Origin of the sequence: Pseudoalteromonas sp. Scap25 (genome assembly GCF_013394125.1) — a bacterium.
In the GTDB taxonomy this organism is placed as follows: Bacteria; Pseudomonadota; Gammaproteobacteria; order Enterobacterales; family Alteromonadaceae; genus Pseudoalteromonas.
In genome coordinates this window covers 2,498,226-2,515,876 of sequence record NZ_CP041327.1, presented here as the reverse complement: position 1 = coordinate 2,515,876, position 17,651 = coordinate 2,498,226, and the positions used below count along the sequence as shown (strand labels likewise).

General features: G+C 39.2%; 15 protein-coding genes. 14 read left to right on the top strand and 1 reads right to left on the bottom strand.

What is annotated here, in order from left to right:
* Window positions 1–57 precede the first annotated feature (57 nt).
* A complete protein-coding gene (locus FLM54_RS11700) occupies window positions 58–1,692 on the top strand; it encodes a CTP synthase (protein WP_138608144.1) in 1,635 nt (544 codons plus the stop codon).
* Between the two features lie 100 nt (window positions 1,693–1,792).
* On the top strand, window positions 1,793–3,091 hold the full coding sequence (gene eno, locus FLM54_RS11695) for a phosphopyruvate hydratase (protein ID WP_178956444.1): 1,299 nt from the start codon (window positions 1,793–1,795) through the stop codon (window positions 3,089–3,091).
* A 238-nt stretch (window positions 3,092–3,329) separates the two neighbouring features.
* Here eno and mutH read toward each other — a convergent pair whose 3' ends face one another.
* Window positions 3,330–4,001: a DNA mismatch repair endonuclease MutH gene (mutH, locus tag FLM54_RS11690; RefSeq protein ID WP_138608140.1), complete on the bottom strand. Its 672-nt coding sequence runs from the start codon at window positions 3,999–4,001 to the stop codon at window positions 3,330–3,332.
* Window positions 4,002–4,529: 528 nt separating this feature from the next.
* On the opposite strand from mutH, the gene rppH reads away from it, so the two are divergent.
* The 12 genes from rppH to FLM54_RS11630 all read left to right on the top strand — a co-directional run bounded on the left by rppH (window position 4,530) and on the right by FLM54_RS11630 (window position 17,634).
* A complete protein-coding gene (rppH, locus tag FLM54_RS11685; RefSeq protein WP_008111786.1) occupies window positions 4,530–5,048 on the top strand; it encodes an RNA pyrophosphohydrolase in 519 nt (172 codons plus the stop codon).
* A gap of 23 nt (window positions 5,049–5,071) precedes the next feature.
* Window positions 5,072–7,336, top strand: a complete 2,265-nt coding sequence (ptsP, locus tag FLM54_RS11680; protein WP_178956443.1) for a phosphoenolpyruvate--protein phosphotransferase — start codon at window positions 5,072–5,074, stop codon at window positions 7,334–7,336.
* Window positions 7,337–7,401: 65 nt separating this feature from the next.
* The gene (locus tag FLM54_RS11675) at window positions 7,402–8,211 is read left to right on the top strand and encodes a sulfite exporter TauE/SafE family protein (RefSeq protein ID WP_138608136.1); all 810 of its coding nucleotides are present in this window, start codon (window positions 7,402–7,404) and stop codon (window positions 8,209–8,211) included.
* A 12-nt stretch (window positions 8,212–8,223) separates the two neighbouring features.
* Entirely contained in the window at window positions 8,224–9,027 is an 804-nt protein-coding gene (gene lgt / locus FLM54_RS11670) for a prolipoprotein diacylglyceryl transferase (RefSeq protein WP_055013228.1), read from the top strand.
* A gap of 13 nt (window positions 9,028–9,040) precedes the next feature.
* Entirely contained in the window at window positions 9,041–9,892 is an 852-nt protein-coding gene (locus tag FLM54_RS11665) for a thymidylate synthase (RefSeq protein ID WP_178956442.1), read from the top strand.
* A gap of 17 nt (window positions 9,893–9,909) precedes the next feature.
* Window positions 9,910–10,788: a UTP--glucose-1-phosphate uridylyltransferase GalU gene (gene galU, locus FLM54_RS11660; protein WP_138608132.1), complete on the top strand. Its 879-nt coding sequence runs from the start codon at window positions 9,910–9,912 to the stop codon at window positions 10,786–10,788.
* Between the two features lie 275 nt (window positions 10,789–11,063).
* Window positions 11,064–11,915 carry an SPOR domain-containing protein gene (locus FLM54_RS11655; RefSeq protein WP_178956441.1) on the top strand — a complete coding sequence of 284 codons (852 nt, stop codon included), beginning with the start codon at window positions 11,064–11,066 and terminating at the stop codon, window positions 11,913–11,915.
* A gap of 65 nt (window positions 11,916–11,980) precedes the next feature.
* Window positions 11,981–12,577 (top strand): SPOR domain-containing protein, encoded by a 597-nt coding sequence (locus FLM54_RS11650; RefSeq protein ID WP_178956440.1) that lies wholly within the window; start codon window positions 11,981–11,983, stop codon window positions 12,575–12,577.
* A 137-nt stretch (window positions 12,578–12,714) separates the two neighbouring features.
* Entirely contained in the window at window positions 12,715–13,305 is a 591-nt protein-coding gene (locus tag FLM54_RS11645; RefSeq protein WP_138608128.1) for a DUF4402 domain-containing protein, read from the top strand.
* Between the two features lie 39 nt (window positions 13,306–13,344).
* A complete protein-coding gene (locus FLM54_RS11640; RefSeq protein WP_178956439.1) occupies window positions 13,345–13,794 on the top strand; it encodes a DUF4402 domain-containing protein in 450 nt (149 codons plus the stop codon).
* Window positions 13,795–13,815: 21 nt separating this feature from the next.
* Window positions 13,816–14,640 (top strand): molecular chaperone, encoded by an 825-nt coding sequence (locus FLM54_RS11635; protein ID WP_178956438.1) that lies wholly within the window; start codon window positions 13,816–13,818, stop codon window positions 14,638–14,640.
* A 33-nt stretch (window positions 14,641–14,673) separates the two neighbouring features.
* Entirely contained in the window at window positions 14,674–17,634 is a 2,961-nt protein-coding gene (locus FLM54_RS11630; protein WP_256729716.1) for a hypothetical protein, read from the top strand.
* Window positions 17,635–17,651 lie beyond the last annotated feature (17 nt).

Here is a 17,651-nt window from a genome sequence, read left to right as displayed (position 1 = left end):
CAAAATCACTTGTTTGGGTATTATATTCCTTTTAATTCCTGATATTCTAGGGTTCGCATGAGTACAAAATTTATCTTCGTTACCGGCGGAGTTGTTTCTTCGTTGGGTAAAGGTATTGCAGCAGCATCATTGGCCGCTATTTTAGAAGCCCGTGGCTTAGATGTTACCATTCTAAAGCTGGATCCTTACATCAACGTTGACCCAGGCACAATGAGCCCAATTCAACACGGTGAAGTATACGTTACCGAAGACGGCGCAGAAACGGACCTTGATTTAGGTCACTACGAACGTTTTATTCGCACCAAAATGACCAGCCGTAACAACTTTACGCAAGGGCGCGTATATGAAGATGTACTGCGTCGTGAAAGACGTGGTGAATATCTTGGCGCAACTATTCAGGTTATTCCTCATATTACCAATGACATTAAGCAACGTGTTTATGATGGCGCAGAAGGCCATGATATAGCAATCGTTGAAATTGGTGGTACGGTAGGCGATATTGAATCACAACCATTTATCGAAGCAATTCGTCAAATGGGTACAGAAATTGGTCGTGAACGCGCACTTTTCATTCACTTAACGCTAGTGCCATTCTTAGGCCCTGCCGGTGAAGTGAAAACAAAACCAACTCAACACTCAGTTAAAGAGTTACGCTCGGTAGGCATTCAACCAGATATTCTTATTTGTCGCTCAGACCGTAAGCTGCCAAATAACGAGCGTGCAAAAATTGCACTGTTCACAAACGTTGAAGAAAAAGCAGTTATTTCATTACCCGATGTAGATAGTATTTATAAAATCCCTGCGTTATTAAAATCGCAAGAGTTAGATAACTTTGTATGTCGTCGTTTTCATTTAGACGCGCCTGAAGCGGATTTAGCTGAGTGGGAACAAGTATTATACCAAGAGTCTAACCCAACGGGTGAAGTGACAATTGGTATGGTAGGTAAATACATTGAATTACCAGATGCATACAAATCAGTAAACGAAGCATTAAAGCATGCGGGACTGAAGAATCGTTTAACTATTAATATCCAATACGTTGATTCACAAGACATAGAAACCAAAGGAACGGATGTACTTTCTCGTTTAGATGCTATTTTAGTACCGGGCGGTTTTGGTGGTCGTGGTGTTGAAGGTAAGATCTTAGCGGCTAAATATGCCCGTGAAAACAAAGTGCCTTACCTAGGTATTTGTTTAGGTATGCAGGTTGCGCTTATTGAATACGCACGAAATGTTGCTGGTTTAGTTGATGCAAACTCAACTGAATTTAACGCAAATTCAGAGTCACCAGTGGTTGGTTTAATTACCGAGTGGTTAGATGCTGAAGGTAATGTTGAACTACGTGACGAAAAGTCTGATTTAGGTGGCACTATGCGTTTAGGCGCACAAAAATGTCATTTAACACCAGGCTCTAAGGTGCATGGCGTGTATGGCAGCGACGAGATTGTTGAACGTCATCGTCACCGTTATGAAGTTAACAACAACTTTGTAGCACAGCTTGAGCAAGCTGGTTTGAGCTTTACAGGTTTATCTGAAGATAAAAAACTAGTAGAGATTATTGAGAATAAAGATCACCCTTGGTTTATTGCAGCGCAATTCCACCCGGAATTCACTTCAACACCACGTGATGGTCACCCGCTATTTGAAGGGTTTGTAGCTGCGGCTCATACCTACCAAAAAGCGTCTTCGTAATATAAAAAGGCTGTGCATGATGCGCGGCCTTTTTTGTTTCTAAGGCTAGCCAAACTCAGGTTAGCCGCACTCACCATTTTGGGAATATAGAGGAATCAAGATGTCAGAAATCGTAAAAGTAATCGGTCGTGAAATTATGGACTCGCGTGGTAACCCAACTGTTGAAGCTGAAGTATATTTAGCTGATGGTTCGTGGGGCCGTGCTGCTGCACCTTCAGGCGCATCTACAGGAACTCGCGAAGCATTAGAATTACGTGATGGTGACAAGGCGCGTTACTTAGGTAAAGGCGTATTAAAAGCGGTTGGCTTTATTAATAACGAAATTGCAGAAGCACTAAAAGGTCAAAATGCACTTGCTCAAAGTGATGTAGACCAAGTAATGCTTGATTTAGATGGTACTGAAAACAAAGAAAAACTAGGTGCTAATGCTATTTTAGCGGTTTCACTTGCCAACGCTAAAGCGGCAGCACAATCTAAAAAAGTAGAGCTTTACGAGCACATTGCGGACATAAATGGTACGCCAGGTGTTTACTCTATGCCATTACCAATGATGAACATCATCAACGGCGGTGAGCATGCTGATAACTCAGTAGATATTCAAGAATTTATGGTTCAGCCAGTGGGTGCAACTAACTTCCGTGAAGCATTGCGTATGGGTGCTGAAGTATTTCATAGCCTAGCTAAGGTACTTAAAGCAGATGGACATTCAACAGCTGTAGGTGACGAAGGTGGTTTTGCACCAAACCTTGCATCAAACGAAGCAGCGCTTGCAGCCATTAAAGTAGCAGTTGCAAATGCCGGTTATGAGCTTGGTAAAGATATTACCCTTGCACTTGATTGTGCGGCCTCTGAGTTTTATAACAAAGAAGCAAATATCTATGACCTTAAAGGTGAAGGTAAGCAATTTACATCTGAAGAGTTTAACCACTTCTTAAAAGATTTAACTGAGCAATACCCAATTGTATCAATCGAAGATGGCTTAGATGAGTCTGATTGGGATGGCTTTGCACACCAAACTAAACTAATGGGCGATAAAGTTCAATTAGTGGGTGATGACTTATTCGTAACCAATACTAAGATTTTAAAACGCGGTATTGATAACGGTATTGCCAATTCAATCTTAATTAAATTTAACCAAATTGGTTCACTAACAGAGACGTTAGCAGCAATCAAAATGGCAAAAGATGCAGGTTTTACAGTGGTTATTTCTCACCGCTCTGGTGAAACTGAAGATGCAACTATTGCTGATTTAGCGGTAGGTACTGCTGCAGGTCAAATTAAAACGGGTTCATTAAGCCGTTCAGATCGTGTTGCTAAGTACAACCAATTGCTACGTATTGAAGAGCAATTAGGCGCTAAAGCACCGTACAATGGTTTAAAAGAAGTTAAAGGTCAGTAATATTTATTTTTAACTCCGGTTAAGGTAAATGTTCAACTTTGATTTATAAATCCCCGCCCATGCGGGGATTTTTTGTAAAAAATAGCAAAAAAGAGGCAAAGAGAACGGACTACTGGCGTTAAGTTTGCAGGTCTGCAAGCAGTGCGAATGTCTGGGTTAAAAAAATAGGAAAGTAGACATTAGGCGGCAGGCATTAGTAAGCAACTAGCCGAGCTCTACGCAAATTACTTTTTATCAATTAAAGCTGAAATTGCTGCTTTAAAATCTCGCCGGTAAAACTGGTTTTTAAGTAAAAACCACGAGGCAAGGTTTTAATTATTTTCCCATTTGGGCCTATGGCATCGGTAACAATATGGCTATTCGCTGCTTTTGGGCGTATTTGCATTACATCCCCTAAATGACCTGAAATTTCATCAACTCTACCAAGGGCTATAAGCTCCATTTGTTCTTCCCAGTCTCGCTGCAATTGTGCATCTTGCGCGGGGGAAGGTTGCCATAAAAAGCCACTGCCAATGGTTCTATCAAACGGTGCTATATCGCGCTCGCCTAAAATAGGTAGCCATAAAACATGATTCAACTTTTTTCGAACATTACTTGAGTGCCAGGTCGTACCGGTTACATTTATTAACGGGGTTACCGACACAAAGGTGGTTTCTAATGGTTTGCCTTTATATGAAATGGGCAGTGTTTTAAGCTCTATGCCTAAATCTTCAAAGTCGGGGAGCGGTTTTGAACCAGCGGTTGCGCCTAATACATACTCAATCAGTTGACCTGTCCAGCCTTTTTCACGCAATAAATCATCTGGCGTTTTAAAATGGTACTGCTGTGCTAGTTGTCCAAGTGTGAGCCCTGCAATATTATTGACACGTTGCATTAGTTGATTAATTGAGTGAGGTTTTAAAGGTTGCATACTGTTAATTTAGTTGAATAAATACCAACGCCATGATAGCAAATTAGCTTGATAGTGGATATCTTTAGCGGTTGGTTGATTTTTATACGTGCTGTGATTGGTGCAATTTTATGCACTGCTTTAAAACGCTAAAATTAACTAAGTAACTGAACTACATTGTTTTTTTTGTTTTTGGTGTTCAGTTTTAATTAAGGTCTATAATTGTTGTAAGGATAAATACAGATGTATAAACATGTTTATCCACAGATTCTGTGGAGAACATCACTTTTTTGATCTTGTATTGTGGATTTGTTTGCTAAATGAGCGTGTTTTACAAAAGTTATGCACAAGCTGTGAGTAACCAGCACAAACAGTGTGGTTTTTATGTATTTACGTATGGCTGTGTTGTTTGTTATTCACATGCAATGGATTTCGCCATTAATTTGCCTTAAGCGAAGGTGTTAACGAGGCTTGCACGTAATAGTATTTGCCGTATTGCAGCTAATGTGGAACAATCATAAAAAATCGACTTACAAATGAGGCACTAAGGTGATTGATGCCGAAGGTTTTCGTGCCAATGTCGGAATTGTAATTTGCAATAATCAGGGGCAAGTGTTTTGGGCCAGACGCTATGGTCAACATTCTTGGCAATTTCCCCAAGGTGGTGTTGATGATGGTGAAACACCAGAACAAACTATGTACCGTGAATTACACGAAGAAGTAGGTTTGCGACCAGAAGATGTAGAAATAGTTGCAAGCTCAAAACATTGGTTACGCTATAAATTACCCAAACGATTAATCCGCCGAGATTCAAGTCCGGTGTGTATTGGGCAAAAACAAAAATGGTTTTTACTAAAACTGCGCTGTAAAGATGAAGATGTTAACTTACTGAAAACTCATCATCCGGAATTTGATGATTGGCGATGGGTAAGTTATTGGTATCCGGTTAGACAGGTTGTGTCGTTTAAACGGGACGTTTATCGACGTGTTATGAAAGAGTTTGCTCCTTTTGCTATGCCTTTTAATAAGCGAGAGCAACAAAAAGATCACTGGCGGAATAAAAGGTAGTTTTTCATAAAAAGGAGCAGTGTATGCTGGCAACACTCAGAACGATAGCTGAGTCTGTTTCGCAACAAGCGAATTTAGACGATGCGTTAGTGTGCTTTGTGAAAATGGTAAAAGATGCCATGAATACCCAGTGCTGCTCCATTTATTTTGCCGATTATAGCCAAGATAACTTTGTACTAATGGCCTCATCAGGGTTAAATCCTGATGCGGTAGGCAAGTTTAGAATTGGCTTTACCGAAGGTTTAGTAGGGCTTGTTGCCCAGCGTGAAGAAGCAATTAATATTGCCTTTGCCAAGTCGCATCCTCGCTTTAAGCTCTCCCCAGAAGTTAATGAAGAAGGCTATAACGCCTTTTTGTCCGTGCCTGTTGTTCATCAAAAAAAAGTGTTAGGTGTTATTGTTGTTCAACAGAAAATGGCGCGGGTATTTTCTCAAGATGAGGAGTCGTTTTTAATTACGCTTTCTGCGCAGTTAGCTTCGCAATTAGCCCACGCCGAAATAAAAGAAGTATTACGCCAAGATGAGTCATCCCATCAAACATCAGTATTAAAAGGGGTTTCTAGCGCGCCAGGTATAAGTATTGGTAAAGCTTTTGTTGTTATTCCTAAACTTAATTTTAAGTCTATAGAACTTACTAAGAATAACGATGTTATTGAACAGCGTCGTTTATTTACACAAGCGGTTGCTGCAACGCGCAAAGAATTTAGCACCTTATCGATGACATTGAGCGACAGCATACCGCAAGAGGCGTTGGCTGTATTTGATGTGTATCAGCAATTATTAGATGCTAAAAGTTTAGGTCATAATGTAGAGGCTCAATTACAAGAAGGGTGGTGTGCTAAAAGTGCATTAAAAATTGTGATTGAACGTTTAGTTGCGCAGTTTAACGAAATGCAAGACCCTTATATTAAAGAGCGTGCGGTTGATGTTAAAGACATTGGTTTACGGGTGCTGCATCATTTAGTGAATACCGAGCATGCAATAAAAGACTACCCTGAAAACACCATTTTAATAGCGCATACATTAACACCAGCTATGTTAGCTGAGGTACCCAATGAGCGTTTGGCTGGGGTTGTGAGCATTAATGGTTCAGCCAACAGCCATGCCTCTATTTTAACCCGCGCTATGGGCGTGCCGGCGATTTGGGGTATCGAAGATTTACCGCTATTGCAGTTTGATAGCAAAGAAATGATTTTAGATGCTTTTGCTGGGCGTTTATATATTTCGCCTTCGCAAATGCTTATTGATGAGTATACAGAATTACAACATCAAGATAACTTACTCAATAATCGTTTTTTAGAAGAACAAGCATTGCCTTCAATCACGTTAGACGGTGAGCATATTAGTTTGTTACTTAATGCAGGGCTTGAGCTTAATACTCAACAAAATAGCGCCCATATTTGTGATGGTGTTGGTCTTTACAGAACCGAAGCATGGTTTATGCAAAAGGGACAGTTTCCTTCGCAGCAAGAACAAGAAAACTGGTATCGAGAAGTACTTAGTAGCTATTACCCTAACCCCGTTGTTATGCGAACGTTAGATATTGGTGGCGACAAAGTTTTAGATTATTTTAATATCACTGAAGAAAACCCATTTTTAGGATGGCGTGGTATTAGAATTAGCCTTGACCATCCCGAGCTTTTTTTAGATCAGCTCAAAGCGATGTTAAAAGCCAATATTGGCTTAGGTAATTTAAAAATAATGCTGCCGATGATCAGTGGTACTGATGAGGTTGAAGAGTCACTGGCACTATTTAAACAAGCTTATTATGAGTTAAGTGAAGCATTTCCTGAGCAACTTATAGAAAAGCCTGATATTGGCATCATGCTTGAGGTACCTTCAAGTGTATTTATGCTGCCAGAGTGGTCTAAAAAAGTCGATTTTTGCTCAGTAGGTAGTAACGACTTAACTCAGTATTTATTAGCCGTAGATAGGGCAAATGCCCGTGTAGCCGATTTATTTAACCCTTATCACCCCGCGGTATTGCGTGTATTAAATAATATTGCCAGCGAGTGTGAGCATTATGAATTGCCCTTTAGTCTATGTGGTGAGCTCGGCGGCGACCCCGAGGGCGCAATATTACTGATTGCTATGGGGTATAGACGTTTAAGCATGAACTTATCGTCGCTAAACAAAGTGAAGTGGGTGCTAAGACGCTTAAATGTAAGCGACATGGAACAGTTACTGAGCGATTGTTTGGCACAGCCTAACGCTAAACAAGTACTACGGTTAACCCGTAATTTTATGATAGAGCATCAGCTAGGTGATTTATTTTATACACCTAAATGATAGAGCTGTAATTGTTTATATAATCAATTAAAATATACATATAATTAAATGTATTAGAGATAACTATGTATGAACTAGGACTTCTAGTTGCAAGTTGTGCGCTGTTAGGTTGCATTGTTGGTTTTTTAGCAGGGCTACTAGGCATAGGCGGTGGTTTAATTATTGTGCCAGTGCTAAGTAGTTTGTTACTTAGTTTTGACGTGGCCGCTGCCGATCATGTGTTAGTTATCGCTATTGCAACATCGTTAGCCTCTATTTTATTTACTTCCACTTCTTCAGCGTTAGCTCATCATAAAAATGATAATGTGCCTTGGGAAATTGCACCTTGGGTTATGTCGGGCGTGGCCGTTGGCGCATTAATTAGTGGCTTTGCTGCCAGCTTTATCCCTGAGAAAATGTTAAGAACGGTGTTTGCGGTCAGTGTGGTTTTTATTGCGATGAGAATGGTACTTTCTGCTCGAAATAAAGTGAACGCAGAACACCCTTTACCTGCAGGCCCCGTACTGGGAGGTATTAGTGCGGTAATGGGCTCACTGTCTGGGTTAATTGGCATTGGTGGCGGTGCATTACTTGTGCCTATGTTGCATTATTTTTCGGTTGATATTAAAAAGGCAATTGGTTGCGCTGCTGCATGTGGTATTGTAATTGCCTTTTTTGGCTCTATCGGTTACATCAGCGCTGGTTGGTATGTAACGGACTTAACGCATGGTTTTATGGGGTTTGTATATTTACCCGCTTTATTTGGGATTGTTATTACCTCATGGTTTATAGCGCCTATAGGGGCTAAGGCAACACATTACTTACCTGTGAATACAATTAAGAAAGTTTTCGCGATGTTACTGGTTTTCATCGCTATTAAAATGGTTTTTAGCTAAAGGTTTATTTTTATGGCACTGGAGTTTCCTCAAATTGATCCAATAATATTTTCTGTTGGACCACTTAGCGTTCGTTGGTATGGGTTAATGTACTTAATTGGTTTTGCGTTTGCGATGTGGTTTGCTAATCGTCAAGCGAAGAAACCAGGGTCGGGTTGGACTAAAGACGAAGTCAGTGATTTACTCTTTTACGGCATGCTGGGCGTTATATTAGGTGGGCGTGTTGGATATGTTCTGTTTTATCAATTTAGTTACTTCATTGAAAACCCCTTGTATTTATTTAGAATCGATCAAGGTGGCATGTCGTTTCATGGCGGCACACTTGGGGTGATCACTGCGATTGCTATTTTTGCTTACAAGCGTAAAAAGTCGTTATTGCAAGTTGGTGATTTTGTAGCACCTTTAGTGCCTGTTGGTTTACTTGCTGGGCGTATAGGTAACTTTATTAACGGCGAATTATGGGGCCGTACTACCGATGTTCCTTGGGCAATGGTGTTTCCAACTGGAGGCCCGCTTGCACGCCACCCATCACAACTTTATGAAGCTTTTTTTGAAGGGCTGGTATTGTTTGTCATATTATTGTGGTTTATAAAGCGTCCTCGTCCTGCGGGAAGTGTGTCGGGTTTGTTTTTACTAGGTTACGGCGTATTTAGGTTTGGTATTGAGTATTTTCGCCAACCAGATGCACAACTGGGGTTATTTGCCGACTTCATTTCAATGGGGCAAATCCTATCGTTACCTATGATCATTGGCGGGTTAGGCTTACTTATTTGGGCCTATAAACAACCACAATCGCAAACAGCGGCAAAAGTTTAAAAGAAGAAGTTAGATGAAACAATATTTAGAATTATGTCAGCGTATTGTTGACCAAGGACAGTGGGTTGAAAATAAACGCACCGGTACACGTTGTTTAACGGTTATAAACGCTGATTTAGAATACGATGTGGCGAATAATCAGTTTCCTATGATCACTACTCGAAAGAGCTATTACAAAGCGGCTATTGCTGAGTTGTTAGGGTATTTAAGAGGGTACGACAGTGCTGAGCAGTTTCGTAATATAGGCTGTAAAACATGGGATGCTAATGCCAATGAAAATAATGCTTGGCTCAATAACCCTAACCGTAAAGGTGAGGACGATATGGGGCGCGTTTACGGCGTTCAAGGTCGTGGCTGGCAACGCCCTGATGGTTCAACACTGGATCAACTGGCAAAGGTCATCAATAATTTAAAAAATGGCATAGATGATCGCGGCGAAATTATTACATTTTATAACCCCGGTGAGTTTGAACTTGGTTGCTTGCGCCCATGCATGCATACACATACCTTTTCGTTATTAGGTGATACTCTGTATTTAACCTCATATCAACGCAGTTGTGATGTTCCGCTAGGACTTAATTTTAACCAAATTCAATGTTTTGTATTACTTGCATTAGTTGCGCAAATTACCGGCCTTAAAGCGGGTAAGGCATACCATAAAATCACCAATGCCCATATTTATGAAAATCAGCTCGATTTAATGCGAGATGTGCAATTAAAGCGTGAGCCATTTGCTTCTCCCCAATTAAAAATCAACCCAGAGATTAAGTCACTCGAAGACATTGAAACATGGGTAACACGTGATGACTTTGAGGTGGTTGGCTATCAATGCCATGAAGCGATTCAGTACCCATTTTCAGTTTAAAAAATAAGGAGAGCATAATGAAAGCAGTGATCCCTGTAGCGGGCCTTGGAACACGAATGTTGCCGGCCACTAAAGCAATTCCAAAAGAAATGCTGCCAGTTGTAGACCGTCCACTTATTCAATACGTTGTTAGCGAAGCCGTTGCCGCTGGCATTAAAGAGATAGTGTTAGTAACGCATTCGAGTAAAAATTCAATTGAAAACCACTTCGATACTAGCTTTGAGCTTGAGGCAACGTTAGAGAAGCGTGTAAAGCGGCAATTACTTGCCGAAATACAGTCTATTTGCCCTAAGGACGTGACGATTATTCATGTGCGTCAAGGTGAGGCGAAAGGGTTAGGCCACGCTATTAACTGTGCTGCCCCTATTATAGGGGATGAACCTTTTGTAGTTATTTTACCCGACGTTATTATCGATGAAGTGGAAAGTGATTTAACAAAAGATAATTTAGCGGAAATGATCACTCGTTTTGAGCAAAGTAAACACAGCCAAATTATGGTTGAACCAGTACCTAAAGATCAAGTAGATAAATTTGGTGTTGTTGATTTAGGTGATGTTGAGTTAAACCAAGGTGAGAGCTCACCCATTAAGAGCATGGTAGAAAAACCACCTGTTGACGAGGCACCTTCAAACCTTGCTGTGGTTGGTCGTTACGTGTTGAGCAAAAATATTTGGCCATTATTAGCTAAAACACCACAAGGTGCAGGTGATGAGATTCAGCTGACTGATGCAATTGCGATGCTTATGCAAGATGAAAAAGTAGACGCTTATGCTATTAAAGGCCGAAGCCATGACTGTGGTAGTAAAGTTGGTTATTTGAAGGCGACGATAGAATTTGCTTTGCGCCGTGATGAATTTGCTGATGAGCTTAAAACCTTTATTAAAACATTAATTTAAATAAACTTATCATTATTCAAAGCGCCTACATGGCGCTTTTTTTGATTGTAAAATCGCTTTTACAGACATTTAATTATAACTATTTTTGCAGTTATACAGACAGATTTGAGTTTGTAATGTAATCTTTATGTTAACTAAAGTTGTTTTGTAGTTAACGTGCTTTATTAAGCCAATCGCAAATTGGCTCAACTTAGCGGTCGAAACTGTTGAAAGAGAAACAATCAATGTGTGAATACAGCATAAAGTATCACCGATATTTAGTTATAGCTTTACTTATGTTAATAGGGAGTGGCTGTACGATATCGCATGATAAAACCTCATTAAATGAAAGGGTTAAAGATTCACCCGAATATGTAACTATCACCGCAGTTGAACTTGCACAGCTAAAAGATGCCGCTTTGCAATGGCAAAAAGCACGTTCTGGTATAGAGAGACTATTAAAGTTAGAACGTGAGCTTACATATTTAGTTGATAATTTAGATATTATTAACAGTAAAGCAATAGCGAAATCTAACCAAGCTGTTAGCAATCGCTATGCTCGCTCATCAATTAATGCTAATACCTCGCCAGACCTCAGGCATGGTAATAACTACGCAAGCACGTCAGATAACGTTGAACGACCGAGACAAAGATATAGTAACCGTTATGTAAAACCGACTGGTAGGGACGCTCTAAAAAATCAGCGATATAGCAGCCGCTATGCTAGTGTTCCTACAAAAATAATTACAGCTCCTTCAAAAAGCTACAGTAAACGAACTGCTCGCTCGCCAGTGAAAGCGATTAGTTCTAGGGTGAACAAAAAGATTGCCTCTAAAATATCGATGGCAACAAAAGTGGCAATGGTAGATAAAAACAAAAAAGTATTTGCCTTACAGGTAGCGTCCCTTGATTCAGAAGAAAGTGTTGCTAAAGAGTGGAAGCACATTAACAAAAAAGCAGCGCCTTTGTTTAAGGATAAAATCACGACAAACATTGAAAAAGCAAAAGTTAATAACAAAACCTATTATCGATTAAAATTAGGTGAGTATTTTAACTTTAAAAGTGCTGAGGATGATTGTGAGGTATTTAAATTCTATAAAGTTGATTGCTTTGTGAGTAACTACACTGACAAACCAATTAGATTATAAATTATTTATTTGGCGCTTTTATTGCATAATAGCTAGAGCTCGTTTTTTGTAATAGGTGCTTTAAAGTGAAACTTCGTTTAATAATATTACTAATACCATTTGCATTAGCTGGTTGTAGCAACCAGCTAATGCCCGCCGACTCACAAAGCGACAAGCTTGTGCGTGAAAAAGATATAAAACCTTACTTAGAGCAATGGGATAACAACAAAGAGCAGATAGCGCGTTTAAGCACCATGGAAGAGGACTTATCATTACTGATTCAAGCTCTTTCTGCACAAACAGATATTGATACTGTACCTGAGCCATTGAAAGAGAAGGTAAAACGTGTTGAATATGGCTCTAAGCAATCTTTACAACTCTCCTCAGAAACTGCCTTAACCGATAACACTATCAGTACAAACAAAGCAATGTACGGTGTTCAAATTGGACGTTATTTAGTTTCTAATGGAGCCAAAAGACAAGTGGAGCGACTAAAAGAGCAATATCCCCAATTGAGCAGTATTTTGCAATACCGTATCAATGAGCAACAAAAAGAATCAACTACGCTTTATAGTGTTGTAGCAGGCCCGCTAAAAAGTCAACAGCAAGCAGCGCAATTGTGTTTGTTTTTTTACAAAATAGGTAATAAGTGTACCTTAGCGACATTTTCAGAGGATGTTTAAGGTTTTTTTAGGCTTATTTTTTCATCCTGTTATTATAAATCAAAATAAAGTAAATATTTTCTAACTTTTTAGTGATTTTGGCCGATACTTAACATAACCTGACTAACAGGTTTATACTTTATGTCTAAGGGAAAACTATGAACAAAATATTTACTAAAGCAGCGTTAGCTGCATCAATGACTGTTCTTTCTTTCGGTGCGGCTGCAGAAACTGCTTCTTTTCAAGCGGGTGTTACAGTTCAAAACGCATTCACCTTTACGAATGATGCACCACTAGATTTTGGTACAATCAGGGCTTCAGGTGATTTAACTGGGACGGAGACTGCAACATTAGTATTAGCCGCAAACCCTGCTACTGCTCCTACAACGGCTTCTACAGATGCAACCGCAGCTGAAATTGCAATTTTAGTAGCAGGTACACCAGCCTCATTCTCAATTTCAGGTGTGTCTCCTTTTGGTACATTGACCATTACAAATCCGACTGAAACTGCGATTGCGCCTGATACAGCACCTGCGGGCACTGCTGCATTTACTTTGGGCACTCCAACGTATTATGTGTTAACTGGTGCGACGCCTAACAGTGCAGCTACAACGACTATTCAGGTCGATTCAGCTGGCGAAGCAACTTTTAATTTTGGTGCAACATTAACCACAACAGCGGTTACTGCAACTAGTGATTATATCGATGGATCATACAGTGGCACGTTTACATTAGAATTAAATTACTAATGGGCAAAGCCTGCTTTATTGTATAAAGCAGGCTACTTTATGAAATTAATTTTACTCATACTAGCAGCTTTTTTAACTACTGATTTATACGCACAAGTTACACCGCTTGAGCAATTGGATTTTGGTAAAATTGTTATCAGTGATAACCAAAGTGTTAGCTCTATGACCTTGTTGCCCAGTAACACAAATACTTTAACCAATAAGATATATTTACTTGAAAAAGGCCATGCAGCCGAATTGTTGCTTGAAGGATATCCTGCACGTATCCAGGTAAACGTGAGTGACTTTGTAAGTGATCAGCCCCTAAATAACATTTTTGGTGGCGCGCCACTGATTTTAAATCAACTCATTTATAATGCGACCATTACAACCGATACCACAGGAACTGCTTTATTGAGAGTAGGAGGGCAATTAAGTACCTCAGGTGACGGAAATACTTATAAAGATGGTATCTTTGATACTACAATTGAAGTGACGCTAAATTATTAGACAACTAGAGATGTTGATAAAATGACAATAATAAAAACTTTTTTTATCTTAGTAAGCTTTATCTTAACTAGCTTCCATTCTTATGCAAACTTACTTATTTCCCCAACAAGAGTAAATTTTGATGAGCGTCAGCGTGTTGCTAAAGTCATTGTTGTTAATAACTCTAATGAAGCAAAAACTTATAGATTGGAGTGGCAAGACAAAGTTGCACTAGCTGGCGGAGGGTATGCTAATTTAGCGGCTGATCAAGAAAGTTCAGCTTCACTTAAAAATATGGTTAGGATTAGCCCATCGCAAGTTAGATTAGCGCCAGGAGAAAGGCAGATTGTTAAGCTTGCTATTCGAAAGCCAAAAGGTTTACTAGAACAGGAATACCGATCTCACCTAGCATTTAAAGCACTCCCTAATGAAACTCAAATCCAGCAACAGAGACTTGGTATTAATTTGAAATTACTATTAAGTTACACTATCCCTGTTATTTTGCGTAAAGGCGCTGAAATACCTAATGTTAATATTAGCAATTTACAGCTTATACACAGCCCAGAAAAAAAAGCGCTTGAGATTGAAATTAAGCGAGAAGGGGGCTTTAGCTCTTTTGGCAAGTTAGAAGTTTTCTTTAAGCAAAAAGGAATGGATACAGAGAAAAAGATCGCCATGTTAAACGATTTTAGTATTTACCCTGAGCTAAAAACAACAACGGCGACGATACCAATTTTTGTAGATCAAAACATCCCGAAAGATGGCGAAATTCGCGTAATTTATACAGGGCTTAAAGAATATCGCGATACTATTTTTAGTGAAAAGCTTGCGCCAATTAATAATGCAATTATCGGTAATTTGAAATAGGCGATGTATTACTTTAAGCGTTTAAAGTGGTTGTTGATCATTTTTTTATCAATTGACCCCTTATTAGCAGCAGAGCCTGACACTCAGGCCATTCTTGCTAGCATAAAAAAAATAGATAAAAAATGGCAGCAATACAACACTGATCAAGCTGTAAATGAAAGAACAGAGCCTGAGCTTAATGTGCAGCAAGGTGAGGGCATCCCCGAAGGGGAGTTATTATTTTTTTCATCGTTCGTGAAAAAAAATTACCTGGGTGAAATGCTCGGGGTGAAAAGTAAAACCGGTGTATTAATAGATTTATTAAGTTTTTCAGAAAGCCTGGATTTTGCTATCGATATAAATAGCGATGACCTTATTGCTCAAGGCTGGTTTATTCGTGAAGATAATCAGTTTTATCTAGACCTAAATACAAATACAGTACAAATTAACGGCGCTAGATATTCATTTAACAGCCAACAAGCTTATGCTGATAACGGCGATATGTTTGTTGATAGTAACTTGCTAGCGCAGTGGTTTTCGTTAGATATTGATATTGAATATTCAGCACTTGAGCTAAATGTAAGCTCCCCCACCAAATTGCCTATAGAATTAAAACGCGAAAGAGAGCAGCGAGAAACTGTAACTAATAGAGAGTCACGTCAAGCAATATTACCTTGGAAGGCCAGTCCATACAGTGCAATTTCATCTCCTCTTGCTGATGTGCAGCTTAGTGCAACCAAGAGTAATAGGGATTCAGCGATAGGGTACTCTGTATTAGGGTCAAATGACTTAGCCTATTTTAATGCTCAGTATTTTTTTGCAGGGCGAAAACAAGATTTACTATCAGATTCAAGATTATCATTTAGCCGTCAAAGTAAAGATGCACGGTTATTAGGTCCCTTAAATGCGACAACTGTTCAATTTGGAGATGTATTAGCAACTCAAATCGGTAAACAATTTAATAGTAGTTACGCCAGAGGAATAAAAGTTGATAACAAACCACTTTTTAAACAGGTTAATAGTAATCAAATTAATTTAACGGGTGCTATTCAACCAGGGTGGGATGTTGAGTTATACCGTAATGATGTACTGCTAGCGCAGCAGTTTAGTTTAGCTGATGGGCGTTATTTATTTGAAGATATTGATTTATTGTTTGGCGCTAATAATTTTGAGCTGATTTTTTATGGTCCACAAGGGCAAGTAGAGCGAAAAACAGAGCAATACTTTATAGATGGTAATAGTTTATCAGCAGATGAATCGTTTTATGAGTTGTCAATTACTGAGCAAGGTGAACAGTTATTCAATCAGTCACTTTATTCGACACAAGGTAAAGGTTGGCAGCTAGCAGGCCGTTATGAAACGGGAATAACTGATTATTTATCGGTTTATGCTGGTACATCAATATTAAATAGTAATTCGAGTGATAATGTTAACAATTATGCTTTTGGTTCGAACCTAAGTATATTTGATAAAGTATTACTTAATCTAGATTATGAAAAAAATAATAACGATGAAGATAAGCTAGAGGTAGCTGCTAGAGGTGAGTTAATTGGTCAATCGGTACGGTTAAGCCTGTCTCAAAACAATGAAAAGATAACTGATGATTCGCAGACAGCGAAAGTTGAAAGTTATCAATTATATACGGCAGGAAAGTTGTTTGATAAATCGTTTGGAAGCTTAAGCTATCAAAATACGCTCGCATATAACAGCAGAGAATTTAGCGACTCATATCTAAGTGTTGATAATACCTTATCGTATAATTTAGGTGGCACCGTTGTTAGTAACAACTTAATTTGGCGAAAATTTGATTCTTTAGATGATGCAACAACACTTGGCAGCATGCGTCTTCAACATCGATTTGGTAAAACATACACTCGTTTTAGTGTTGACTATAGCGCAGACTCCGGTTCGACTATACTGGGTTACCAAGCAGAATTAAGCCGTAGTTTATCTCAGAATTTACAATCTGAATTCACACTAAGAAACTCCCGTATAAATGATTTAGTTTCTATGGAACTGGGTCTAAATTGGCAAAGCGATAGTTTTAGCTTAAATAGCACAATGAGTTACGACGATGATGATAATTGGCGGCTAGGTTTATTTAGTCGCTTTAGTATTGGTTTTGATGCGAACACTGACGAGTACTTTTTAAGTAAAAGAAGCCTCGCAAACTCTGGCACTTTAATGGTTAGAGTCTTTCTTGATTCAAATAATAACAATATTCAAGATGACGGAGAAAAGGGAATTGAAGGCGTTAAGGTAAAAGGAGTTCAAAACTATCGCCGAGCTGTAACCAACGAAAATGGTTTAGCAATACTTAAAGGAATGCCAGCAAATAGAACCACCGACATAGTGATAGAGCCAGGTAGTATTAGTGAGCCTTTTTTAGTTGCCGCCAACGATGGCTTTTCAATTACACCTCGTGCCGGTTTTGTTGAATATATGGAGATCTCGCTTAATAACAGCAGTGAATTAGAGGGAACTGTTTACAAACAAGATGAGCAAGGCAGCACTGAAGTACAGCCTTTTGCTACCGTAAAATTACTCGACAAACAAGGCAAGCAAGTGGCACAAACGCAGGCTGCTTATGATGGTTATTATTTGTTTACCGATTTACGCCCTGGCGAATATAAAGCGGTTATAGATGATGAATTTAAGCAACGTAAGTCTTTAAAAGATACGCAACAGGTGGTGGTTAAGTTACCAGCGCAAGGTGAAGTAGTAATGGGCGTTGACTTTGAGCTTAAAGAAAAAACACAAACTCCAGCGTATATTGCTAATGCGGGTGGGTTTTCATCATTGCCAATTATGAAAGCGTATTATCAATTAATTAAACGTCATTTAAATGAGCAATCAAAGCGTGATGCTTTTTATATTAAAGACGAAAAACAAAAACGGTATATTTTAGCCGTCGCTTATGCCGAGTCTGCGCAAGGGGAGCTTGAACAAGTATGTGCAGAATTAAAAGTAAAAGGCTTGAACTGCCAAGTCCAAGCGCAACTTATTAGCCACTAATAACAATAAGGTTTAAC

Excerpts from the sequence above, each read along its gene's own strand:
- FLM54_RS11700 (WP_138608144.1), top strand. The coding sequence starts at position 58 with ATGAGTACAAAATTTATCTTCGTTACCGGCGGAGTTGTTTCTTCGTTG.
- eno (WP_178956444.1), top strand. The coding sequence starts at position 1,793 with ATGTCAGAAATCGTAAAAGTAATCGGTCGTGAAATTATGGACTCGCGT.
- mutH (WP_138608140.1), bottom strand. The coding sequence starts at position 4,001 with ATGCAACCTTTAAAACCTCACTCAATTAATCAACTAATGCAACGTGTC.
- ptsP (WP_178956443.1), top strand. The coding sequence starts at position 5,072 with ATGCTGGCAACACTCAGAACGATAGCTGAGTCTGTTTCGCAACAAGCG.
- FLM54_RS11675 (WP_138608136.1), top strand. The coding sequence starts at position 7,402 with ATGTATGAACTAGGACTTCTAGTTGCAAGTTGTGCGCTGTTAGGTTGC.
- lgt (WP_055013228.1), top strand. The coding sequence starts at position 8,224 with ATGGCACTGGAGTTTCCTCAAATTGATCCAATAATATTTTCTGTTGGA.
- FLM54_RS11665 (WP_178956442.1), top strand. The coding sequence starts at position 9,041 with ATGAAACAATATTTAGAATTATGTCAGCGTATTGTTGACCAAGGACAG.
- galU (WP_138608132.1), top strand. The coding sequence starts at position 9,910 with ATGAAAGCAGTGATCCCTGTAGCGGGCCTTGGAACACGAATGTTGCCG.
- FLM54_RS11655 (WP_178956441.1), top strand. The coding sequence starts at position 11,064 with ATGTTAATAGGGAGTGGCTGTACGATATCGCATGATAAAACCTCATTA.
- FLM54_RS11645 (WP_138608128.1), top strand. The coding sequence starts at position 12,715 with ATGAACAAAATATTTACTAAAGCAGCGTTAGCTGCATCAATGACTGTT.
- FLM54_RS11640 (WP_178956439.1), top strand. The coding sequence starts at position 13,345 with ATGAAATTAATTTTACTCATACTAGCAGCTTTTTTAACTACTGATTTA.
- FLM54_RS11635 (WP_178956438.1), top strand. The coding sequence starts at position 13,816 with ATGACAATAATAAAAACTTTTTTTATCTTAGTAAGCTTTATCTTAACT.